Source organism: Curtobacterium citreum (assembly GCF_006715175.1).
In the GTDB taxonomy this organism is placed as follows: domain Bacteria; phylum Actinomycetota; class Actinomycetes; order Actinomycetales; family Microbacteriaceae; genus Curtobacterium; species Curtobacterium citreum.
Map to the genome: position 1 here is coordinate 261,578 of NZ_VFMQ01000001.1, position 20,375 is coordinate 281,952.

The 20,375-nt window shown below is 73.3% G+C and carries 23 protein-coding genes; 10 read left to right on the plus strand and 13 right to left on the minus strand.

The window, feature by feature from the left end; genetic code table 11:
• Window positions 1-10: 10 nt before the first annotated feature.
• Genes FB462_RS01315 through FB462_RS01340 form a run of 6 tightly spaced genes read right to left on the minus strand, consistent with a single transcriptional unit; the run spans window position 11 to window position 5,237 of the window.
• Window positions 11-865, minus strand: coding sequence for a MurR/RpiR family transcriptional regulator (locus FB462_RS01315; protein ID WP_141859655.1), 855 nt, complete (start codon window positions 863-865; stop codon window positions 11-13).
• Window positions 862-1,782: a phosphonate ABC transporter, permease protein PhnE gene (gene phnE, locus FB462_RS01320; RefSeq protein ID WP_141859657.1), complete on the minus strand. Its 921-nt coding sequence runs from the start codon at window positions 1,780-1,782 to the stop codon at window positions 862-864. The genes FB462_RS01315 and phnE (FB462_RS01320) overlap by 4 nt, the downstream gene beginning before the upstream one ends.
• Window positions 1,779-2,618, minus strand: a complete 840-nt coding sequence (gene phnE / locus FB462_RS01325; protein ID WP_141859659.1) for a phosphonate ABC transporter, permease protein PhnE — start codon at window positions 2,616-2,618, stop codon at window positions 1,779-1,781. Before phnE (FB462_RS01325) ends, phnE (FB462_RS01320) begins: the two co-directional genes overlap by 4 nt.
• Window positions 2,615-3,436: a phosphonate ABC transporter ATP-binding protein gene (phnC, locus tag FB462_RS01330; RefSeq protein ID WP_141859661.1), complete on the minus strand. Its 822-nt coding sequence runs from the start codon at window positions 3,434-3,436 to the stop codon at window positions 2,615-2,617. The genes phnE (FB462_RS01325) and phnC overlap by 4 nt, the downstream gene beginning before the upstream one ends.
• A complete protein-coding gene (gene phnD, locus FB462_RS01335) occupies window positions 3,436-4,461 on the minus strand; it encodes a phosphate/phosphite/phosphonate ABC transporter substrate-binding protein (protein WP_141859662.1) in 1,026 nt (341 codons plus the stop codon). Before phnD ends, phnC begins: the two co-directional genes overlap by 1 nt.
• Window positions 4,462-4,508: 47 nt before the next feature.
• Window positions 4,509-5,237: an HAD family hydrolase gene (locus FB462_RS01340; RefSeq protein ID WP_141859665.1), complete on the minus strand. Its 729-nt coding sequence runs from the start codon at window positions 5,235-5,237 to the stop codon at window positions 4,509-4,511.
• A 234-nt stretch (window positions 5,238-5,471) separates the two neighbouring features.
• On the opposite strand from FB462_RS01340, the gene FB462_RS01345 reads away from it, so the two are divergent.
• From FB462_RS01345 to FB462_RS01360, 4 genes are all read left to right on the plus strand, one after another.
• Window positions 5,472-5,654, plus strand: a complete 183-nt coding sequence (locus FB462_RS01345; RefSeq protein WP_058741066.1) for a hypothetical protein — start codon at window positions 5,472-5,474, stop codon at window positions 5,652-5,654.
• A 45-nt stretch (window positions 5,655-5,699) separates the two neighbouring features.
• Window positions 5,700-6,233, plus strand: coding sequence for a MarR family winged helix-turn-helix transcriptional regulator (locus FB462_RS01350; RefSeq protein WP_114851273.1), 534 nt, complete (start codon window positions 5,700-5,702; stop codon window positions 6,231-6,233).
• Between the two features lie 41 nt (window positions 6,234-6,274).
• A complete protein-coding gene (locus FB462_RS01355; protein WP_141859667.1) occupies window positions 6,275-6,898 on the plus strand; it encodes a TetR/AcrR family transcriptional regulator in 624 nt (207 codons plus the stop codon).
• 106 nt (window positions 6,899-7,004) lie between these two features.
• Window positions 7,005-7,808, plus strand: coding sequence for an SDR family NAD(P)-dependent oxidoreductase (locus tag FB462_RS01360; RefSeq protein WP_141859669.1), 804 nt, complete (start codon window positions 7,005-7,007; stop codon window positions 7,806-7,808).
• 45 nt (window positions 7,809-7,853) lie between these two features.
• Here the strand turns inward: FB462_RS01360 and FB462_RS01365 are convergent, their stop codons facing one another.
• The 3 genes from FB462_RS01365 to FB462_RS01375 form a co-directional block, all read right to left on the minus strand.
• Complete coding sequence (locus FB462_RS01365; RefSeq protein WP_141859671.1) at window positions 7,854-8,414, minus strand: MOSC domain-containing protein; 561 nt, start codon at window positions 8,412-8,414, stop codon at window positions 7,854-7,856.
• Between the two features lie 69 nt (window positions 8,415-8,483).
• Complete coding sequence (locus FB462_RS01370) at window positions 8,484-9,599, minus strand: Gfo/Idh/MocA family protein (protein ID WP_058741071.1); 1,116 nt, start codon at window positions 9,597-9,599, stop codon at window positions 8,484-8,486.
• A complete protein-coding gene (locus tag FB462_RS01375) occupies window positions 9,596-10,411 on the minus strand; it encodes a sugar phosphate isomerase/epimerase family protein (RefSeq protein ID WP_188868877.1) in 816 nt (271 codons plus the stop codon). Before FB462_RS01375 ends, FB462_RS01370 begins: the two co-directional genes overlap by 4 nt.
• Before the next feature lie 234 nt (window positions 10,412-10,645).
• Here FB462_RS01375 and FB462_RS01380 point away from each other — a divergent pair, with 234 nt between their 5' ends.
• From FB462_RS01380 to FB462_RS01390, 3 genes are all read left to right on the plus strand, one after another.
• Window positions 10,646-11,941 carry an MFS transporter gene (locus FB462_RS01380; protein ID WP_141859673.1) on the plus strand — a complete coding sequence of 432 codons (1,296 nt, stop codon included), beginning with the start codon at window positions 10,646-10,648 and terminating at the stop codon, window positions 11,939-11,941.
• A gap of 102 nt (window positions 11,942-12,043) precedes the next feature.
• Window positions 12,044-13,363, plus strand: coding sequence for a carboxylesterase family protein (locus tag FB462_RS01385; RefSeq protein WP_141859675.1), 1,320 nt, complete (start codon window positions 12,044-12,046; stop codon window positions 13,361-13,363).
• A 181-nt stretch (window positions 13,364-13,544) separates the two neighbouring features.
• Complete coding sequence (locus FB462_RS01390) at window positions 13,545-14,123, plus strand: TetR/AcrR family transcriptional regulator (protein WP_141859677.1); 579 nt, start codon at window positions 13,545-13,547, stop codon at window positions 14,121-14,123.
• A 24-nt stretch (window positions 14,124-14,147) separates the two neighbouring features.
• Here the strand turns inward: FB462_RS01390 and FB462_RS01395 are convergent, their stop codons facing one another.
• Genes FB462_RS01395 through FB462_RS01405 form a run of 3 tightly spaced genes read right to left on the minus strand, consistent with a single transcriptional unit; the run spans window position 14,148 to window position 17,070 of the window.
• Window positions 14,148-14,618, minus strand: coding sequence for a DUF4265 domain-containing protein (locus FB462_RS01395; RefSeq protein ID WP_167509958.1), 471 nt, complete (start codon window positions 14,616-14,618; stop codon window positions 14,148-14,150).
• Window positions 14,615-15,769, minus strand: coding sequence for a DUF4184 family protein (locus tag FB462_RS01400; RefSeq protein ID WP_167509959.1), 1,155 nt, complete (start codon window positions 15,767-15,769; stop codon window positions 14,615-14,617). The genes FB462_RS01395 and FB462_RS01400 overlap by 4 nt, the downstream gene beginning before the upstream one ends.
• Window positions 15,769-17,070 (minus strand): alpha/beta hydrolase, encoded by a 1,302-nt coding sequence (locus FB462_RS01405; RefSeq protein WP_114851264.1) that lies wholly within the window; start codon window positions 17,068-17,070, stop codon window positions 15,769-15,771. The genes FB462_RS01400 and FB462_RS01405 overlap by 1 nt, the downstream gene beginning before the upstream one ends.
• A gap of 274 nt (window positions 17,071-17,344) precedes the next feature.
• Here FB462_RS01405 and FB462_RS01410 point away from each other — a divergent pair, with 274 nt between their 5' ends.
• Together FB462_RS01410 and FB462_RS01415 are read left to right on the plus strand one after the other, a co-directional pair.
• Entirely contained in the window at window positions 17,345-17,785 is a 441-nt protein-coding gene (locus FB462_RS01410) for an NUDIX hydrolase (RefSeq protein ID WP_114851263.1), read from the plus strand.
• A gap of 31 nt (window positions 17,786-17,816) precedes the next feature.
• A complete protein-coding gene (locus tag FB462_RS01415; RefSeq protein WP_141859683.1) occupies window positions 17,817-18,158 on the plus strand; it encodes a hypothetical protein in 342 nt (113 codons plus the stop codon).
• On the opposite strand, the gene FB462_RS01420 is transcribed toward FB462_RS01415, so the two are convergent.
• Entirely contained in the window at window positions 18,145-18,513 is a 369-nt protein-coding gene (locus tag FB462_RS01420) for a VOC family protein (protein ID WP_141859685.1), read from the minus strand. The two genes, FB462_RS01415 and FB462_RS01420, sit on opposite strands and share 14 nt — an antisense overlap.
• A 70-nt stretch (window positions 18,514-18,583) precedes the next feature.
• Between FB462_RS01420 and FB462_RS01425 the strand changes: the two genes are divergently transcribed.
• Window positions 18,584-20,323 (plus strand): alkaline phosphatase family protein, encoded by a 1,740-nt coding sequence (locus tag FB462_RS01425; protein ID WP_141859687.1) that lies wholly within the window; start codon window positions 18,584-18,586, stop codon window positions 20,321-20,323.
• Window positions 20,324-20,375: the final 52 nt, after the last annotated feature.

Sequence of the window (20,375 nt, forward strand, 5' to 3'; positions counted from 1 at the left end):
GCGCTCGGCGTCAGTCGGACAGGTTCGCGCTGATGGCGTCGAGCGCCAACGCCTTCGCCCGCACCGCCACGTCCCCGAGCCGATCCGCCGTCGCCGCGACGAGCCCCTCGACGAGGATCGCCTGCGGCAACCGCGACGCCAGGGTCAGCTCGTCGCGGAACGTCAGGTCCGGCATCGTCACGACGAGGGCCACCGTGGCGGCCTGCGCGATCGGGCTCCGACCGAACGCGGTCACGGCGACGACGTCCGCCCCGGCCGCGGTCGCCGCGGCGACGGTCCGGAGCGTCAGCGCGTTCGCCCCGCTCCCGCTCACCACGAGGAGCAGGTCCCCGGGTCCCAGGAGCCGCGCGCTGATCTGCTGTCCGATGACGTCGGACTGCGCCTCGGCGGGGCGACCGATGCTCGACAGCCGGGCGGCGGCGTCCTGTGCGAGCGGCGCGGACAGGCCGTTGCCCACGATGACGACCCGGCGTGCGTCGGCGAGCAGGGTGACCGCGCGGTCGAGCGCCCCGCCGTCGAGGAGTGCCGTCATGTCGTGCACCCGGTCGGCGAGCTGCGTGAACGTCGCGGTGACGATCCCGGCGGCGCCGTCCGGGGTCGTGCCCGTCGCACGCACCGGAGCGGCTGCGGCGTCCCGCGCGAGCAGGACCCGGAGCTGCTGGTACCCGGAGTACCCGAGGCTCTGGCACGTCCTGACCACCGTCGCGCGCGACGCCCCGGCGGCGTCAGCGACCTGCTGCGCGCTCAGCTCGACGATCTCGGCGGAGCGCTCGAGCAGCACGGCCGCGACGGTCTGCTCGGTCGGCAGCAGGGACGGCATGAGGCTCCGGATGGTGGCGATGACCGCGCCCGGCTGGTCGTTCACGGCTCGACCCTACGGGTCCGGCGCGTCCCGTGACCCCGACGGATCGTCCCGACGAGCGGGAAGCCCCACCGCCCGGTGATGATCCGGGTGCGGACCGCGCCGCTGAGCTGATCGATCGCCATCGTCACGATGACGACCACCAGGAGGAGCATCCCGACGACGTCCCACACGCGGAACTGCACGTTGTCGACGAGCATCTTCCCGATCCCGCCGGCACCGATGAGCCCGAGGATCGCCGACGCCCGGACGTTGATCTCGAAGCGGTACAGCCAGAACGCGAGCACGTCGGGCCGGGCGCTCGGCCACACGCCCCACCGCATCACCTGCCACCGCGAGGCCCCCACGGCCGTCGTCGCCTCGACCGGCCCGCGGTCGACGGACTCGAACGCCTCGTAGCCCCACTTGCCGAGCGTGCCGACGGACCCGATCGCGATCGCCAGCGCCCCGGTCCACGCGGTCAGGCCGGTGACGGACAGCATCAGGACGGCGATGACGACCTCGGGCACCGCCCGCAGCACCGCGAAGACCGCACGGAGCGGGACCCGGACGACCGCGGGCGCGAGCCGGTCGGTCGCGAGCAGGGACAGCGGCAGCGAGACGACGGCACCGAGCACCGTGCCGAACCACGCCATCGCGACGGACAGCAGGGTGGCGGACAGGGCGTCCGGCAGTGCCGACCACGCCGGGGGCAGGAACATCAGCCCGAGCAGGTGCGCGGACTTCGCGGGCAGCGCCGGCAGGGCGCCCCAGTCGAGGTCGACCCCCCACGAGGCGGCGGCGACGACCGCGACGACGGCGACCGCGACGAGCGCCCGGCCGACCCGACGAGGACGGGTCGGGCGCGCGGTGGTGGGGCGTGCCTCCCGGCCGGTGCCGGAGCCGGGGCGTGTCGGGGCCGGGCCGACGGCGACGCTCATCGGAGGAGCCGCTTCCTGGTGACGGAGCTGAGGAGCTCGAGCAGGACGACGAGCGCGAGGACCTCCAGGATGACGGTGCTCAGGTAGTGGTACTGGTAGAACGTCCGCACCTTGTCGATGAGCATGCCGAGCCCGCCGGCGCCGACCAGGCCGATGACGGTGGACGCGCGGATGTTGAGCTCCAGGACGTAGACGACCTGCGACACGGCGGACGGGGCGACCTCGGGGAGCACCGCGGCGCGGTCCGCGCGGAACCAGGTGGCACCGGCCGCCAGGGCGGCCTCCTGTCCGCCGCGGTCGACACCGTCGAGTGCCTCGGACACGAGCTTCACGAGGATCCCGACGTTGAACAGCACCAGCGCGAGGACACCGGACAGCGCACCCGTCCCGACGACCGTCACGAACAGCGACGCGAACAGCAGGTCCGGCACGCTGCGGACGACGTTCATGACGAGACGGACGGCCGCCAGGACGGGTCCGTTCGGGTTCGTCGCGCGCGACGCCGCGAAGGACAGGGGGATCGCGACGGCCGTGCTGACGGCCGTCGCGACGACGGCCATCTGCACGGTCTGCAGGAGCGCAGGGAGCGTCTCCGGGATGAACGAGTAGTCCGGCTGCACCAGCTGGACCAGGGTGGAGGACGCGTTCCGCGCGTTGGTCACGAGGGCTGCGACGTCGACCTGCACGGCGATCGCGGACCACACGGTGATCGCGGCGACGACCGCCACGACGGCGAGCGTGCGTCCGAGGGTGCGTGGCCGGCGGGGACGGCCCGTGCCGTCGGCCTGGAGGCGCGGGGTGCGTCCGCCGGACCGCGTCGCGTCCGCCGTCGTCACAGCTGCACCGCCGGCGCGTCGAGGACGTCCTCGGCGGTGAGGGACCGGCCGTAGATCGCCTCGAACACCGACTCGTCGGCGTCGGCCCCGGGGCCGTCGTAGACGACCTCGCCGGCGCGGAGCCCGACGAGCCGGGTGCCGTACCGACGGGCGAGGTCGAGGAAGTGCAGGTTCACGACGACCGTGATGCCGAGCTCGGCGTTGATCCGCTGCAGGTCGCGCATCACGACGTGCGAGGTCGGCGGGTCGAGCGAGGCGACCGGCTCGTCCGCCAGGACCACCCGCGGCCGTTGCGCGAGGGTCCGGGCGATCGCGACGCGCTGCTGCTGCCCGCCGGACAGCTCGGCGGCGCCCACGTACGCCTTCTGCACGATCTCGACCCGCTCGAGGGCCTGCATCGCGAGCTCGACGTCGTCCCGGCGCCACGCGCCGAGGAGCGACCGCCAGGCCGAGGTGTGGTGCAGCCGGCCCATGAGCACGTTGTTCAGGACGGTGGTCCGCTTGGCGAGGTTGAACCCCTGGAAGACCATGCCGACGTCCGCGCGCAGGTCCCGGAGCGCCCGACCGCGGAGGCCGTCCACGCGGGTGTCGCCGACGGTGATCCCGCCGGAGGTGATCGGGACGAGCCCGTTGATCGTGCGGATGAGCGTCGACTTGCCGGCGCCCGACAGACCCACTACGGCGACCATCTCGCCGGGGGCGATGTCGAGGTCGATGCCGCGCAGGCCGTGGTGGCCGTTCGGGTAGGTGACGCCGACGTCGGAGAAGCGGATGCCGGCACCTCCCCGCTCGCTGTGGGTCCGGTCGGGCGTCGTCATCAGCCGAGCCCGATGGTCGCGGCGGTCTGCTGCGTCTTCGTCAGCGCCTCCGGGTCGGCGTCGGTCAGCCCGGTGATCTGGTAGATCGCGGTGAGCGCCTGCTTGCCCTCCGCGGTGCCGGCGTAGTCCTTCATGGCCGTCGTGATCTTCTGCTGCCACTGCTTGCTCAGGCCGGAGGACAGCGAGACGCCGTCGTTCGGGATCTCGTCGGTCAGCGCGAACACGACGACCTTCTTCCCGACGTCGGGGGTGTCCGTGGCGACGACGCTGCGGGCGTCCCAGTAGCTCGTGCCGACCTCGGTGTCGCCGTTGTACACGGACAGGACGCTCGCGTCGTTCGCGGTGACCTGGGTGACCGAGACGTCCTTGTCGACGTCGATGCCGGCGGCCTTCATGGCGGCGACCGGGAAGATGTAGCCGGCGGGCGAGGCGGCCTGCAGGAGCGAGATCTTCGCGCCCTTGAGCTTCTTCACCGCGTCGAGCCCGGCTGGACCCGTGCCCGACTCGGTGCCGTTGCAGTAGAGCATCCCGTTCGCGCCGGCGACGGGCGTGTCCGAGCAGTACTTGTCGGGGTCGTTCGTGAAGAACTGCGCGGCGTAGCTGTGCTTGCCGTTCCGCTCGGTCTGCAGCGCCGGGACCGCGCCGTACTTGTCGCACGCCTGGCTCATCTGCAGGCTCGGGAGCATGCCGATCTGGGCCTGGTCGCTGCCGATCGCCTCCACGGACGCCTGGTAGTCCTGGGTGATGACGCCCTTCACGGGGATGCCGAGGCGCTTCGTGAGGGCCTCCTCGAGGGGCTTCACGGTCTCGACGAGCTTCTTCGCGTCGCCGGACGGCACGAGTGCCAGCGTGAGGGACTTCGGCGCGGCGGCCGAGTCGTCGGAGCGGCCGGTGCACGCGGCCGCGGCGGTGCCGGAGGATCCGGCGGAGGCGGTCTGCTGCGAGGCACCGCAGCCGGAGAGCGCCAGCGTGGCGAGGAGGGCGACGCCCGTGGCGGTCGCGAGCGTGGTCGTGCGGAGGGGCATGACGATTCCGTTCTGGTGTGGGGCTGAGCGGGTGTGGTGTGGTGCGGTCAGGAGGCGGCGGGCACGGGGACCGCGGCGGGGTCCCGGGACCACGCGGCGATGTCGGCGTAGAGCTCGGGGAACGACCGGGCGACCAGGTCGGCGGGCCCGGCGGCGTGCCCGAACCGGTCGATCAGGGCGGTCCGGCACCCGGCGGCGCGTGGCGCGGCGAGGTCGTTCGCCCAGATGTCGCCGACGGACAGCAGGTCGCCCGGGCGGCGGCCCTCGAGCAGTCGGGGGAGCAGGAGGTCCCAGCCCCCGGGCTTCCGGGCCTCGGCGTGCACGGCGTCGACGACCTCGGTGAGTCCGAGGACGGCGAGCGTCTCGAGCACGCCGGCGAGGGGCGCGTTCGTCACGAGCACCCGGTCCGCGTGCTCGCCGATCTCGGCGAGGTGTGCGGCGAGTCCCTCGGGGGCGGTGACGGCGAGGCGTCCGTCCGCGAGGGCCGACCGGCTGCGGCGGTAGGCGTCCTCGAGCAGCGGTGCGGCGGCGGGGTCGGCGGCGACGGCGAGCTCGGCGACGGCCTCGTACCCGTCCGCCCACGCGGGGGCGTCCGGCGCACCGTCGAGGAAGGCGCGGAGGCCGTCGCGGACCGTGTCGGCAGCGGTCTCCAACCCGCGTCCCCGGAGCGCGGCCGTGACCTCGTCCGCGTACGCCCACACCGGGGCGTCGCCCGTGCACACCGTGCCGTCGAAGTCGAGGACGAGCACGGGGCGGGGGGTGGTGGCGGAGGACACATCGGGCAGCGTAGGGCCGGATGGACGATCGGTTCACGAGTTTTGACGACTGTGAAACATGCGTTCACGAGGTGTTCACAGACGGCTGCGGTCGTCGCTGTCGCCGCTGGTGGCGTCGCTGCTCCCGCGCGGAATGTACAGAAATCGAACAGTTCGTTGCACAAGTAGTTCGCGTCGTGAAACAGTTCTCGCGTCCGGACGAGGACGACCACGACACGGGAAGGCGGGATCACAATGCACAGCACGTACACCGGGATGCCGCACACCACACGAGCCGGCGCGACGCACACCCGCGTCGGTCTGACCGACCCCGCGGTCATCGACGCCTACGTCGAGCGCCGGATCCAGGACCCGTCGCTCCTGTCGCGCCGCTCCGAACCGTCGTACGCTGACTTCTTCACGGCCACCGCGGTCTGACCCGCCGCGTCGGCCGACCACCCGACAGAGAGACCGCACGAGCCGATGCCGCTGACCGTCGTCCGCCGAGAGCACACGCACCTCTACGCCCGAGAGCCCCGTTCGCGTGCGGCCAAGGTCGCCGTGGACGCCCTCCTCCGGCTCCAGCACGCCGAGGAGCAGCAGCTCGAGCAGGCGCGGACCGAGAGCGGCCTGACGAAGAACGAGTTCCTGGCCGTCCGCTACCTGCTCCAGGCGCACCGCGACGGACGGTCGATGGGACCGAAGGACCTCGCGGTCATGCTCAGCGTCTCGAACGCGTCGGTCACGAAGATCGTCGACGGACTCGTCGCGAAGGGCGACCTGGTCCGTGCGCCGCACCCCACGGACCGCCGGGCGCAGGTGCTCGAGCCGACGGTGCAGGCCGCCGCGAAGATCGACTCGTCGTACGCGCGGTTCCACGAGGCCGTGGTCGAGGTGATGGACCACCTGTCGAGCGAGGACAACGCCGTGCTCACCCGGTGCCTCGACCAGATCACCGACGCCCTGGTCGGCGGGCGGCCGACACCGGTCGACGAGTACACGGTCGACCCCGCCTGACCCGGGGTGGCGCGAAAACCTTCCAGCGGTAAGTTGGGGGGATGACGCACGAGGTCGACGAGGACGCGACCCCACCCCGACGCGGTGGGTACCGCAAGGGTGCCGAGCGACGTGCGCAGATCCTCGACGAGATGATCCGGATGGTCGCCGAGCAGGGCGTCGACGCATCGTCCCTGCGCTCCGTCGCCGATGCGCTCGGCATCACGCACGCCGCACTCCGGCACTACTTCCCGAGCCGCGACGACCTGCTGCTCGCGGTGTACCGGGAGCACGAGGTCCGCGAGCAGGGAGCTCCCGACCGGCTGAAGTCGGCGATCGGCGACATGCGGGAGAGCGCCTCGCGCAACCGCGGGGTGCCGGGGCTCGTGCAGCTCTACACGACCCTCGCGGCCGACGCCGTGCAGGAGGGGCACCCGACGACGCGGGACTTCATGCGGGAGCGGTTCACGCGGCTCCGGGCAGACCTGGCGGAGCTCATCGCGGCGGACCAGGCTGCCGGGCGGATCCGGGCGGACCTGGACCCGGTCGACCTGGCGAGCCTGAGCATCGCGGCGTCCGACGGGCTGCAGGTGCAGTGGTTGCTCGACCCCGAGGCTGTGGACGGCGAGCGGGTGCTGCGGCTGCTCGAGTCGATCGTCCCGCCCGGAGCGCAGCCCGCCCCGTAGACCGTCACCCCGGTCGCGTGGCCGGGCCACGGGCGGACGGGAGGCACGTGCCCGGCCCGCCCCGCGCCTCCCGTCCGGGCGCACCCACCGGGTGTACCCATGGAGCATGCCCCGATCTCGCAGCCCCTTCCACGGCCTCCGTGCCCTCGTCACCGGCGCGAGCGGCGGGATCGGCGAGGAGCTCGCACTCGGCCTGGCCGCCGCCGGTGCCGACGTCGTGCTCGTCGCCCGGTCCGCCGACCGGCTGGACGCGCTCGCGTCCCGGATCCGCACGGAGCACGGCGTCGAGGCGACCACGGTGCCCGCGGACCTGGCGCAGGCGGACGGCGTCGACCGGGTCGTGTCGGCGCTCGCCGACGTCCGGGTCGACGTCCTCGTGGCGAACGCCGGCGTCGGCGACCACGGCGCGTTCGTCGACGCCACCGACGAGCGGCTCCGCACCCAGGTCGACCTGAACTGCACGGCCGTCGTCCGGCTCGTGCACGCGTTCCTGCCGCCGATGCTCGCGCGCCGGGTCGGCGGGGTGATGACCGTCGCGTCGACCGCCGCGTTCCAGCCGACCCCGTCGATGGCGGTCTACGGCGCGACGAAGGCGTTCGTGCTCTCGTTCACCGAGGCGCTCTGGCAGGAGTCCCGCGGGTCCGGCGTGCGCATCCTGGCGCTCTGCCCGGGACCGACGTCGACCGGGTTCTTCGACGCGGCGACGCGCGGCGGCGCCCAGGGACGGTTCCTCGAACGGGGCCGGCAGACGGCGGCGCAGGTCGCGGCGGTCGGGCTCCGGGCGTTCGGTCGCGCCGGCGGTCCGACGGTGGTCTCCGGCGGGGCGAACGCGGCGGTGGCGAACGTGCATCGGTTCGTCCCGCGGTCCCTGATGGCGAGGATGTCGGCGATCGCGATGTCGGGCGACTGACCCCGGCCCGGACCTCGTGACTGCCCGCCCGCGACGACGGCGGGATCAGACCGGCTGCAGCGGCTCCTGGTCGCCCTCGGGCAGCTCGACGACGACGGGGTCACCGGCACGCACGACGCCGCCCGCGATCACGACGCCCATCACGCCGCCCTTCCGCTCGACCGTGCCGTCCTCGGCCCGTCCGAGTACCCGGCGGAGCAGTCCCGGGTCGTGGTCGTTGATCTGCTGGCAGGGGTTGCGCAGTCCGGTCACCCGCACCCGGGCGTCCGCGCCGAGGTGCAGGACCGTGCCGGTCGGCAGCCCGAGCAGGTCGACGCCGCGGGTGGTCACGTTCTCGCCGAGCTCCCCGGGTGCCACGTGGTGCCCGGTCGGCTCGAGCTCGTCGAACAGCTCGGCGTGCACGAGGTGCACCTGACGGAGGTTCGGCTGCGAGGGGTCCCGCGCCACCCGGGAGCGGTGCTGCACGGTGGTGCCGGCGTGCGCGTCCCCCTCGATGCCCCAGCCGGCGACGAGGACGACCTCGTCGACGACGGGCTTGCTGAAGCGGTGCTCGTCGTCCCTGCTCACCGCGACGACGTGTGGTCCCTCGTGCTGTTCCCCGGTCACGGTCCCATCCTGGCGCACGGACGGCCGGCCCCGACAGGGGACCGGCCGTCGTGGTGGTGCGGGTGGTGCCTAGGCGTCCACCGAGGCGGTGAGGACCGCGGCGGCGGGGTCGAAGTCCTCGGGCAGCGGTGCGACCCGCTCGACGGACGACTCGATCGTGACGGCGGACCCGGACTCGGCGGCGTCGCGGATGCCGAGCAGCACGTCGAGCACGTGCAGCGCGACCTCGCCCGAGGCACGCTCGGGGCGGTCCTCGGCGATCGCGCGGGCGAGCTCGACGACGCCGGTGCCCCGGCCCCAGGTGGAGCCGACGGCCTCGAGCGTCTCCGGCTCCTCCTGCCCGTAGCGCCAGAGCTGCGAGGAGCCCTCGAACGTGTTCGGGTCGGGGAGCGAGATGGTGCCGAGCGTGCCGTTGATCTCGACGAAGCCCATACGGGGGAGCGCGTGCTGGAACGAGAACGTCGACTGGGCGGACTGCCCGCCGGCGAACTCGATGAGCGCGGCGTGGTGCGTGGGGACCTCGACCGGGAACGTCTCGCCGGCACGGTCACCGGACGCGATGGTGCGGCGGTCGAGCGACTTCGACGAGACGGCCTGCACGCGCGACGCGGCGCCGAAGGCGTGCACGAGCGTGGTGACGTAGTACGGGCCCATGTCGAACAGCGGGCCGGCGCCCTTCGCGAACAGGAAGTCCGGGTTCGGGTGCCACGCCTCGGGTCCCGGCACGTGGAACAGCGTCGTCGCGGTGAGCGGCTCGCCGATGTCGCCGCGGGCGATGGCCCGGAGCGCCGTCTGGATGCCGGCGCCGAGCACGGTGTCCGGCGCCGTCGCGACGCGCAGCCCCTTCGCCTTCGCCGACGCCAGGACCGCGGCGGCCGAGTCGTGGTCGGTCGCGATCGGCTTCTCGCTCCAGACGTGCTTGCCGGCGTCGATGATCTGCTGGTCGACCTCGGCGTGCGCCGCCGGGATCGTCAGGTTGATCACGATCGAGACGTCGTCGCGTGCCAGGAGCTCCTCGACGGTGCCCGACGCGGCGACGCCGTAGGCCTCCGCCTGGGCGGCGGCGCGGTCGAGCAGCACGTCGGCGACGAAGCGGACCTCGACGTCGGCGAACTGCGTCAGGTTCTCGAGGTACTGGGTCGAGATGTTGCCGGCACCGATGATGCCGATCCCGACGCGGCTCACGCGGCGCTCCCGGCGGTGTCGTTCGTCTGCAGCCACTCGAGCGACTCAGTGATGCCCTGGAAGACGTCGCCGGAGTAGGCGTCGAACTCGACGACGCGGATCGCCTGCGGCGCGGCGGCGAGGATGCCCGCGACGTCGACGTCACCCTGGCCGGCGGGGGTCTGGTTCTCGAAGGCGCGCTGCAGGGCCTCGGGCACGACGAGGGCGCTCTCCGACGACGGCAGCGCGGTGAGGATGTCACCGTCGACCTTGCCGTCCTTGACGTGGATCGCGACGACGCGGTCCCCGAGCGAGCGGAGCACGGCCGGGGCGTCCGCGCCGCCGACGGTCGCCCAGAAGGTGTCGACCTCGAGCACGGTCTCCGGCGCGAGCTGCGACACGAAGTGCTCGTAGACGCTCTTGCCGTCGACCTTGTTCGTGAACTCCCACTGGTGGTTGTGGTAGCCGAACTTGAGGCCACGCGACGCGGCCTCGGCGGTCAGGACGTTGACACGCTCGGCGATCTTCGCGACGTCGTCGGCGGTCTGCCAGCGGTCGGTCGGGATGAACGGGTCGATGACTGTCTGGATGCCGAGGCGCTCGGCGGCGTCCCAGATCGGGGCGGTGTCCTCGGCGTCGATCACGGCGACGTGGCCGGACGGGGCCGTGAGGCCCGTGGCGGCGAAGGCCTTCTCGAGGTCCGCGGCACGCTCGACGAACGCGTACGGCTCGACGTTCTCGTAACCGATCTCGCGCACCCGGGCGATGGCCTTGTCGAGGTCTTCGGCGATGGCGTCGCGCAGCGAGTAGAGCTGCACAGAGGTGATGGGCATGGCAGAGGGCTCCTTCGATCCTGTCTGGGTGTCGCGGCATCGGATGTCGCAGCCCGTCGAGGAGCGATGCTCCCCGGCGAGACCGATCCCGACGCTACCCCAAAAACCACCCGCTGTGTAGTTTTCCTCGGACGGTGCCTCAGACGCTGGGCAACAAGCCGACACGTGTCGTTGTATGCTCATCGACGTAAAACCTTGTAGGACAAGGTTTTTGCATCGACTCAAGGAGGCGTCATGAGCACACCCGAACCCAGCGGCCCGGCCCTGTTGGACCCGGACGAGGGCATCACCCAACCGGTCAGCACGATGCGGGTGGGGATCGGCTACCAGATCGCCCTGTTCCTCGGGCAGTTCGGCCTCTTCGTGGCGCTCATGGCCCCGGTCTACGTCAGCATGCAGCTCAAGGCGCAGGCCCTGGTGGGCGAGGACGCCGCCACCGTGATCGGTTCCGTCCTGCCGATCGGTGCGTTCGGCGCGCTCCTCATGAACCCGCTCGCCGGTGCCCTGTCCGACCGCACCCGCACGCGCTGGGGCCGCCGTCGGCCGTGGCTCGTCGGTGGCGTGGTCCTCTTCGCGGTCGCCCTCGTCTGGATCGCCTACGCGCCCGACGTCCTCAACCTGACGCTCGGCTGGCTGCTCGCGCAGATCGCCGCGAACGCGACGCTCGCCACGCTCCTCGCGAGCTTCGCGGACAACGTGCCCCAGGTGCAGCGCGGCCGGTCGTCGAGCATCATCGCGCTCGCCCAGAACACCGCCGTGCTCGCCGGCACCTACCTGTCGGTGTTCTTCGTCGCGAACCTGCCGGTGCTGTTCATCGCGCCCGGCATCCTGGCGATCTTCCTCGTCCTCGTCTACGCGTTCGTCGCGCGGGACGACCTGCCGACGTACCCGCTCAAGAAGTTCACCTGGCTCAACCTGGTGTCGTCGTTCTGGACGAACCCGATCAAGAACCCGGACTTCGCGTTCGCGTGGTGGTCGCGGTTCCTCATCATCCTCGCGACGTTCATGTTCACGACCTACCGGCTGCTCTACATGCAGGAGCACCTGGGCATCGCGGACGCGAAGGCCGCGACGGAGGCCGTCGCCTTCGGCGTGCTGCTCTACACGGTCGCCCTGCTCGTCAGCGCGGCGCTCTCCGGCTGGGCCTCGGACCGGCTCGGTCGCCGCAAGGTGTTCGTCGGCGGGTCGACGGCGCTGTTCGCGGTCGGGCTGGTCGTGCTCGCGCACGCCGAGAGCGTCACCGGCTTCTACGTCGCCGAGGTCGTCATGGGCTTCGCGTACGGCATCTACTCGGCCATCGACACGGCCCTGGTCGTGGACGTCCTGCCGAACGCGGACCGCCCCGGCAAGGACCTCGGCGTGATCAACATCGCGAACGCGCTGCCGCAGTCGCTCGCCCCCGCGATCTCGCTGTTCTTCCTGTCCATCGGCAGCACGCACGCCGACAACTACACGCTCATGTGCTGGGCCGCCGGAGCGGTCGCCCTGCTGGGCGCGCTGGTCGTCATCCCGATCAAGCGGGTCCGGTAGCGCCCGTCGCGACACGCGACCACCCCACGCAACGGGAGGCACGGTGCCAGCAGGCACCGTGCCTCCCGTTGCGTCCCCCGGTCACGTCGGTAGCGTGAGCCGGTGCCGTCTCCCGCAACACGCTCCTTCGACCCCCCTGCCGGACCGCTCACCGCCGTCGTCGACGGCGACGTGACCCGCGCGCTCGGCATCCCCTACGCGCGGGCCGAGCGCTTCGCGCCGCCGGAGCCGGTCCCCGCGACCACCGAGCCGTACCCGGCGACCACGCCCGCGCCCGTCGCGCCGCAGCGGAGCTCGCCGGCCGTCGACCAGCTGCTGCCGCCGATGGACCTGCAGGTGGACGAGCACTGCCAGCGGCTGAGCGTCACGGTGCCGAGCGACGTCCGACCCGACGAGCGACTCCCCGTGATGGTGTGGATCCACGGCGGGTCCTACGTGATCGGCGGCGGCGACCTGCCCATCCACGATCCCCGCGACCTGGTCACCGAGCAGCGGGTCGTGGTGGTGACGGTGACCTACCGGCTCGGCGTCCTCGGGTTCCTCGGCGACGGCGAGACCGTCCCCGCGAACCTCGGGCTGCTCGACCTGGTCGCCGCCCTGCGGTGGGTGCACGAGAACATCGCGGCGTTCGGCGGCGACCCGGACACCGTGACGGTGTTCGGGCAGTCCGCCGGTGGCGACGCGACCGCGCACCTGATGATCAGCGAGGGCGCCCGCGGGCTGTTCCGCCGGGCGATCGTGCAGAGCGCCCCGCTCGGGCTGTCCCGGGGTCGCGCGCGCATGACCCGGGCGGTGCTCCGGGCCGTCGGGACCATCGGGCCGGACACGCCCCTCGACGAGGTGCTCGACCGACAGGTCCGCGGCGAGCGGGCCGGCGGGGTCTTCGGCCTGGCCGGGGCGATGCCGTTCGGGACGCAGTACGGCCACGCGCCGCTGCCGGCCGAGCGCGACACGGACCGGGCGTGGCGGGCGGTCGCCCCGGAGGTCGACGTGCTCATCGGCTCCGGGTCCGACGAGACCGGCATGTACGTGCCGATGATCCCCGGCGTCCGGACGCTCGCCCGGTGGCGTCCCGCGCGGTCGCTGCTGCGGTGGCTCGTCGTCCGGCCACTGTCCGAGGTCGTCTACGGCCGGGACGTCCGTCGGTTCGCGGCACGGCACCGGGCCGCCGGTGGGAACGCCGTCGCGTACCGACTGCTCCGCGGGGCCACGGCCACGCCGACCGGGGCCGTGCACATGAGCGACGTGCCGATGCTGCTCGGCGGGCGGGAGGCCTGGGTGGGCAGCCGCTTCGTGCCGGAGCGGGACTGGCCGGAGGTCGATCGTCGCGGGCGGGCGCTCCGTGCGGTGTGGGCGGAGTTCGCCCGGACCGGGCGGGTGACGGCGGCCGACGACGAGACGATCGCGTTCGACCGCGGGTAGGCGCGCTGCCCTCCGGTGCTGGCCGCCGGGTGCTGGCCGCTTCGCGCTGCCCGCTCGGTGCTGGCCGCTTCGCGCTGCCCGCTCGGTGCTGGCCGCTTCGTGCTGCCGCTCGGTGCTGGCCGCTCGGTCCGCCCCCGAACGGGCGGTCGCGTCCCGGGCCGACCGTGGGCAGGATCGACGCATGTCCGCTGACCTCCGCGCCCGCATCGTCACGGCCGCGGTCGACGCCTTCCGCACCACCGACTTCCACGCCGTCGGTCCCGACGAGGTCGCCTGTCACGCGGGTGTCGACGTCGCCGAGGTGCACCGGGCCTTCCCCACGTGGGACCTGCTCGTCGTCGCGGTCGTCGACCGCTGGGCCGCCGCCACCGAACGGGCGCTGCGGCCGGTGGCCGAGCAGGAGGGCGCCGTCGCCTACCTGCGCGCGCGGCTCGAGGCCGGGCAGCGCGAGCCAGGACTCGTGCGGCTCCGGGTCGCGCTGCTGAGCGCCGCCTCCGGTCCCCGGCACCCGGCGTCGGGGTGGTTCCGGACGCAGTACACGCGGTCGTTCGAGGACGTCACGCTCGCGCTGGTGCGCGACGTGGTCGCCGGCCGGGAGGCACGTGGTGCGTCCCCGAGACACGCTGCGGAACAGCTCGTGGCGCTCTACGAGGGGCTGCAGCTGCAGGCGATGCTGCGGGAGGACGCCGACCTGCTCGGCGGGTGGGACCGGGCGGTCGCGCGGATGCGGGCGGGGTGGGCGGTCGACGTCGCGGCGTGAGGACGCGCCCCGTCGGCGCTCCCGTCAGGGCCAGGCCGTCTCGTACGCGAGGAGACCGGCTGCCCCGAGGGCGTCCAACTCCCCCCGGACGATCCCGAGTCGGTCGATGCCCTGGACGGAGAACGCGACCAGCCGTCCCCGTGTCTCGACGACCGCGCCGTGCCGGACGAGCAGCTGCTCGAGCGCCGGCGCACCCGCGTCCTCGGTGAGGAAGGCGCGCATGCTCCACTGGTCGCTGCGTTCGACGACAGCGCCCGGGGACCAGCCGAACTCCGGGGCGTCCACGAGCTCGACCACGTCCCCGAGTGAGTAGCCGTAGGTGAAGAACGGGATGCAGCAGAGCACGGCCGAGTCCGCGCCGCGGCGCTCGAGGAGGAGCTGCTCGAAGCGCCGGGTGCCCGGGCCCGAGTCGCCGAACCGGACGTTGGCCACGAAGTCCACGCGGTCGCCCCACACCGGCCAGGGGTGGAGCACCCACTCGTCGGGATCGCTCACGACCGGGCCCCGCGTGGGTCGAACCAGACGGTGAGGAACCCCGGCGCGTACTCCGCGTCCGTACGGCCGAGGACGTCCTGCAGCACCCGCCGCGACTCCGGGTCGTCCCTGCCGACGTCCCGGGCCCGGACGACGTGCACCACGACGGCGTCGACCCCGAGCCAGTCCAGGTCGTGCACGCACTCGTCGAACGCGTCCCAGTTGTGACCGAAGTACCCCGGGAAGGCAAGGGCGCGGGAGAACTCGGCGAGGATGCCGTCCTTCGTCGTGCAGGCGGAGCCGTCCACCTCGACCCACAGCGCGCCGGTCGTCCGCGGCGGGGCGACCCGACCGGTGACGACGCGGACCGCCGGGGCGCCCGTGTGCGGTTCGGCGGTGCCGGTGCGCCGCTCGGGGGCGTCCGCGCGCCGCCCGGTCCGACCGCGGACCGCGAGCAGGACGACGGCGCCGAGCACGAGTCCGAGCGCGACGAAGACGGGCACGCGGAACGACAGTGCGACGACGACGCCCCCGACACCGCCGCCCTGCAGCAGGACCCTCCCCGCCTGGGCCGCCGTCGCCAGGAGCACGACCGCCGCGACCACGACGACCACCACCCGTTCGGCCCGGCTGGGCAGGGCCGTGGGCACCGGAGCGGTCCGCCGCCACCAGACCGCCGCCGCCACGAGCAGGGCGGCGAGTCCGAGCACGCTCGAGGCGTCCTGCAGGAAGAACGGCAGCCAGTACCCGCCGATCGACGTCTCGCGGAGCGCCGGCCACGCCTTGACGACGAAGCCGTGACCGTGCGTGAAGCCGTCCCACACCACGTGCGTCACGCTGCCGGCGACGCACGCGAGCACGACGACCAGCACCGTGCGGACGTCGAGCGTCGGGCGCGACCACCAGGCGCGGGGCACGCGGTCGCGCACGCCCGGCACGACCGGCGCCCAGGCCGGACGGACCAGGAACCACCACGTGGCGAGCACCACGAGGGACACGGCGAGGTCGATCGTCGGGATGCCCCACCAGGAGTGTGCCGCCTCGTACGGCGGGAGCACCGGCGCGAAGAGCACGGCGTCGGGTGCCATCGACCCGATGGCGACCGCGGCGACCGGGACCGGCAGGCGCCGGGCGGCCAGGGCGACGACCGCGTGGCTGACGGTGAACGGCATCAGCGGGCCAGGTGTGTCCGCCGCATGAACCATTCGACGCCCTCGGCCAGGGCGGTCCCCGCGGTGTGCCAGTCGTGCCCGCCGTCCTCGACCAGGCGCTGGGTCACGGCGACGCCGGCGGCCCGTGCGGCCTGCGCGACGACCGGCACGATCGGCCCGTACCGGCTGTCGTCCGCCCCCGCCGCGATGAAGGCGGCGGACGCGGTGTAGGGCGCCCGGTCGGCCAGGATCCGGAGCGGCTGCGCGGCCTCGTACGCCGCTCGGTCGCCCTTGAAACCCCGCTTGATGGTGTCACCTTCGTCGCCGAGCGTCGGCCCGCGCTGCCCGGAGACGTCGATCCACGAGCCGAACCGGTCGGGGAAGGTCGCCCCGAGCTGGAGCGCACAGGTGCCGCCCTGCGAGAAGCCCGCGATCGCCCAGTCCGACGCGCGGGTCGACGCGTGCAGGTTCGCCCTCACCCAGGTCGGCACGTCCTGGGTCAGGTAGGTCGCGCTGTTGCCGAGCGGGCCGTCCAGGCACATCGGGTTGTTCGACGCCGCCTCGAGCTGGTCGGGCATGACGACGATCGGGGCCAGCCCGTGGTGCCGCGCCGCGATCCGGTCGAGCCGCTCGACCATCCGGCCGGCCTCGATGATGTTCGCGGGAGCCGCACCGGGGCCCTGCCCGGACAGCATCACGACGACCGGCAGCTCCGGGGCGTGGTCGACGAGCGCGGCCGGAGGCAGGTACACGATCGCCGGGCGGGCCCGGAAGTGCGAGACGTCCCCGGGGATGCGGACCGATCCGTAGCGGCCGTGCTCCGGCAGGTCGGCCGGGGCGTGCCAGTCGGCGGCGTCGATCGTCCCCGACCGCGGCGCGGGGTCGTCGGGCAGTCGGAGCGGCGGCACGTGCGACTCGCCCAGGGCGTCCGCGACCGTCGGGAACAGTCCGGCGTCGCGGTTGATCGCGAGCGCGCCGGACAGGACCGCGAGCGGCACGAGCACCACGGCGAGCACCCGGACGACGAGCCGCCCGCGCGCCCGCGTCCCGGCTCGGACGAGCCCGACGACGGCGACCCCGACGAGCGCGCAGACCACCCCGGTCCAGATCCGGTCGACCCACGTCGGCGCGATGCCGAGCACGTCGAGGACGTCGCCGAACAACCACGACAGCAGCGCCCCGGCCAGTGCCCCGGCGACGAGGGCGATCGCGAACGGCCGCCAGGACCGCCGCAGCAGGAAGACCACCCCGAGGGCGACGAGCACCGTGACGGCGTAGAGGGGCAGCAGCAGGTGCGCGGAGAGCAGCGGGAGGGTCGTCATCGGGTCGTCCGGTGGGTCGGGAGGCTCCACGCGGCGCCGACACGGCGGACCGCGGGATCGGCGGGGTCACCGGCACCGTAGCGACCCGAGGTGTCCCGAAGGGCACCGGACGCCCGGTCTGCGGCGGCTTCGCGGCTGATCCTGAGTCATCCCGCACCCTGCGTGGTCGGCCGACGGTGGTGCGCTGGCCGGGCGGCCACGACGGACCGTCCCCGCGGGCGATGCGGCGGCGCGTCCCGCTCCGGCTGTCCGGGGTCGGTGGCACAGTCGGCAGATGGAGTACACCGACTACGACACCCGGCTCGCCGCCTACGGCGTGGTCACCGACGGCGACCGCGTGCTCCTCGCGCGGCTCCGGGTGCCCGAGGCCGGGACGTGGACGCTCCCCGGCGGTGGTGTCGAGTTCGACGAGACCGTCGAGCAGGCCGTCGTCCGCGAGATCCACGAGGAGACCGGTTACCACGCCGAGTGCGGCGCCCTGCTCGGGATCCGGCACCACATCGTGCCGAAGGAGCGTCGGTTCCACGACACCGGGCGCCCCATGAAGGCCGTGCAGGTCGTCTTCCGGGCGACGATCACGGGTGGGGAGCTCCGCAACGAGACCGACGGGACGACGGACGAGGCCGCCTGGGTCCCGATCGCCGACCTCCCGCACCGGCGGCACGGCCTGGTCGTCCCGATCGCACTGGGGTGGGCCGGAGCACTGCTCCGGTAGCGTTCGGGCACGGCGACCGAGGGGAGCGGACGTGCGCGGCGCAGCCACCGACCTGTCCGCCCGGCTCTGGGACGAGCGGGCGCTCCTCGGGCAGCTCCGGGACGCCGTCGACGACCCTGCCCGGTCCGTGGTGCTCGACCGGCTCGGCGAGGTCCGGCTCGAGCGGGACGTCCTCGTGCACGCCGTCGCCGAGCAGTGGGGAGCGCCGGGACGCGACCACACGCTGCCGGCGCTGCTCGACGTCGCCCCGGTGCCGTGGAACCTGCTGCTGCCCGACCACCTCGCCGCGATCACCGCCCTGCACGACGAGGTCGACGCCGTCCTGCCGCCCGGCCCGGTCCGCGAGCGGTGGGACCGCGTCACTGCTCGATGACGCTCAGCACGTTCCCCGACGGGTCGGTGAACCACGCGATGAGCGGCCCGCCCTGCCGGTTCACCCCGCGCTCGTCCGTCACCCCGTCGTACTGCAGGAACCGGACCCCGGCCGCCGCGAGCTCGTCGACCGCCGCGTCGACGTCGGGCACCGGGAAGTTGAGGACGGTGAACGACGCCGGCTCGTGGGCAGGGCCCTTCGGGTAGACGAGCACGCCGTGCCCGTCGCCGAGGTGGAGCGTGAGCATCCCGTGCTCCTCGCTGACCGGGACGCCGAGCACGCCCTCGTAGAACGACCGGGCCTCGGGCACGTCCCGGACCGAGAACCCGCTGAACGCCGTCGTCGCATCGACCATGCGCCCAGGCAACCACCGCGACCACCGCCGCGCATCGCGGACGCGCACGCTCCGGTGGTAGGAACGTCGCATGGCCGCAGGGAAGCGCGACGACCCGGACGACGCCCGCACGAGCCGTCGGGCGTTCCTCCGCCGCGCGGGCATCGGTGCCGCGGGCGCCGCCGTCGGCGCGGGTGCGGTCGGCGCCGGCGTGGCAGCCGCCCGGGGCACCGATGCCGAGCGCTACGGGTTCGCCCCGCTCCCCGAGCGCGCCGAGCCCGGGTTCGACCACGTCGTCGTGCTCATGTTCGAGAACCGCAGCTTCGACCACGTGCTCGGCCGGCTGTACACCGACGCCGAGCTCCGACCCGGTCAGTCGTTCGCCGGACTGCAGCGCGGGACCCACGAGAACACCGCCCCGGACGGCACGGTCGTCGCCGCGCACGTCTACGAGGGCAGCACCGACGTCGTGATGAGCCAGCCGGACCCCGACCCGGGAGAGTTCTACCCGCACGTCAACACGCAGTGGTTCGGCACGGTCGACCCGCCCGGCAACGCCGACCCCGGGCGGAACGGCTACGCGGCCCCGTACAACGCCCCGGCGGACACGAGCCGCCCCACCATGTCCGGCTTCGTCCGGGACTACGTCGTGAACTACCGGCTCGAACGCGGTGTCGAGCCGACCCGCGACGAGTACGAGCGCGTGATGGGCGGCTTCTCGCCCGCGATGCTCCCGGTCTTCTCGACCCTGGCGAAGTCCTTCGCCGTCTACGACCACTGGTTCTGCGCCGTCCCGTCGCAGACCTTCTGCAACCGCTCGTTCCTCCACGCGAGCACCTCGCACGGGTTCGTCACGAACGGGCAGCCCGACGGCCCCGCGAAGTGGCTCGACGCCCCGGACGTCCCGACGCTGTTCACCCGGCTCGAGGACGCGGGCAAGAGCTGGCGCGTCTACTTCGACGCCGACCAGGTCGTCTCGCTCACCGGCTTCCTGCACGCCCCGTCGATCGAGCGGTACTGGAAGACCAACTTCCGGAGCATGGCGCAGTTCCACGAGGACGCGGCGAACGGCACCCTGCCCGACTACGCCTTCGTCGAGCCGCGGATGATGTTCGACCACAACGACATGCACCCGCCGGTCTCGCGTCCGAAGGTCGTCGCGGAACCGGACGGCGCGACGTTCGACAGTGCGATGAGCGACGTCCGCGCCGCCGAGGCCCTGCTCGCCGAGGTCTACGGCGCGATCCGGGACGCTCGCTCGACGACCGGGTCGAACGCGGTGAACACGGCGCTCGTGGTGACGTTCGACGAGCACGGCGGCATCTACGACCACGTCCCGCCGCCCACCGCCACACCGCCGTCCGGCGATCCCGAGGCGGGGGAGATGGGCTTCGGGTTCGACCGGCTCGGCGGCCGGGTCCCGACCTTCGTGGTCTCGGCGTACACCGACCCGGGCACGATCGTGAACGCCACGATGCACCACGGGTCGATCGCGCACACCCTCTGCCAGCAGCACGGTCTCGAGCCCCTCACCCACCGGGACGCCGAGGCCGAGGGGATCCACAACGTCCTGAACCGCACGGTGCCCTGGCAACCGCAGCTCTGGCCCGAGGTCACCCCGCCCTACGTGCCCACCAACCCGGAGGCCGCCGCCCGCCGTCGTCGTCCCCGCGGCGCCGAGCGCGACCGGCCGATCACGGCGCCCGCGAAGGGGCTGCTCGGACTGCTCCTCGCCCGCTACGAGCCGGACGCGCCCGTGCCCGAGACCTTCGGCGACGCCTACGACGTGCTGACGAAGCACGGCATGGGCCTGTTCGGCGACCGTGACTGACCGCGCGCCGCGAGCACGGGCCGCGCCGACGCCCGGCTGCGATGATGACCAC

Bases quoted from the DNA above. Each gene is read 5' to 3' on its own strand.
- FB462_RS01350 (WP_114851273.1), top strand. From the start codon at position 5,700: ATGCCGCTGACCGTCGTCCGCCGAGAGCACACGCACCTCTACGCCCGA.
- FB462_RS01425 (WP_141859687.1), top strand. From the start codon at position 18,584: ATGGCCGCAGGGAAGCGCGACGACCCGGACGACGCCCGCACGAGCCGT.
- phnC (WP_141859661.1), bottom strand. From the start codon at position 3,436: ATGACGACGCCCGACCGGACCCACAGCGAGCGGGGAGGTGCCGGCATC.
- FB462_RS01345 (WP_058741066.1), top strand. From the start codon at position 5,472: ATGCACAGCACGTACACCGGGATGCCGCACACCACACGAGCCGGCGCG.
- phnD (WP_141859662.1), bottom strand. From the start codon at position 4,461: ATGCCCCTCCGCACGACCACGCTCGCGACCGCCACGGGCGTCGCCCTC.
- FB462_RS01390 (WP_141859677.1), top strand. From the start codon at position 13,545: ATGTCCGCTGACCTCCGCGCCCGCATCGTCACGGCCGCGGTCGACGCC.
- FB462_RS01360 (WP_141859669.1), top strand. From the start codon at position 7,005: ATGCCCCGATCTCGCAGCCCCTTCCACGGCCTCCGTGCCCTCGTCACC.
- FB462_RS01355 (WP_141859667.1), top strand. From the start codon at position 6,275: ATGACGCACGAGGTCGACGAGGACGCGACCCCACCCCGACGCGGTGGG.
- FB462_RS01420 (WP_141859685.1), bottom strand. From the start codon at position 18,513: ATGGTCGATGCGACGACGGCGTTCAGCGGGTTCTCGGTCCGGGACGTG.
- FB462_RS01405 (WP_114851264.1), bottom strand. From the start codon at position 17,070: ATGACGACCCTCCCGCTGCTCTCCGCGCACCTGCTGCTGCCCCTCTAC.
- FB462_RS01410 (WP_114851263.1), top strand. From the start codon at position 17,345: ATGGAGTACACCGACTACGACACCCGGCTCGCCGCCTACGGCGTGGTC.
- FB462_RS01375 (WP_188868877.1), bottom strand. From the start codon at position 10,411: ATGCCCATCACCTCTGTGCAGCTCTACTCGCTGCGCGACGCCATCGCC.
- FB462_RS01380 (WP_141859673.1), top strand. From the start codon at position 10,646: ATGAGCACACCCGAACCCAGCGGCCCGGCCCTGTTGGACCCGGACGAG.
- FB462_RS01400 (WP_167509959.1), bottom strand. From the start codon at position 15,769: ATGCCGTTCACCGTCAGCCACGCGGTCGTCGCCCTGGCCGCCCGGCGC.
- phnE (WP_141859657.1), bottom strand. From the start codon at position 1,782: ATGAGCGTCGCCGTCGGCCCGGCCCCGACACGCCCCGGCTCCGGCACC.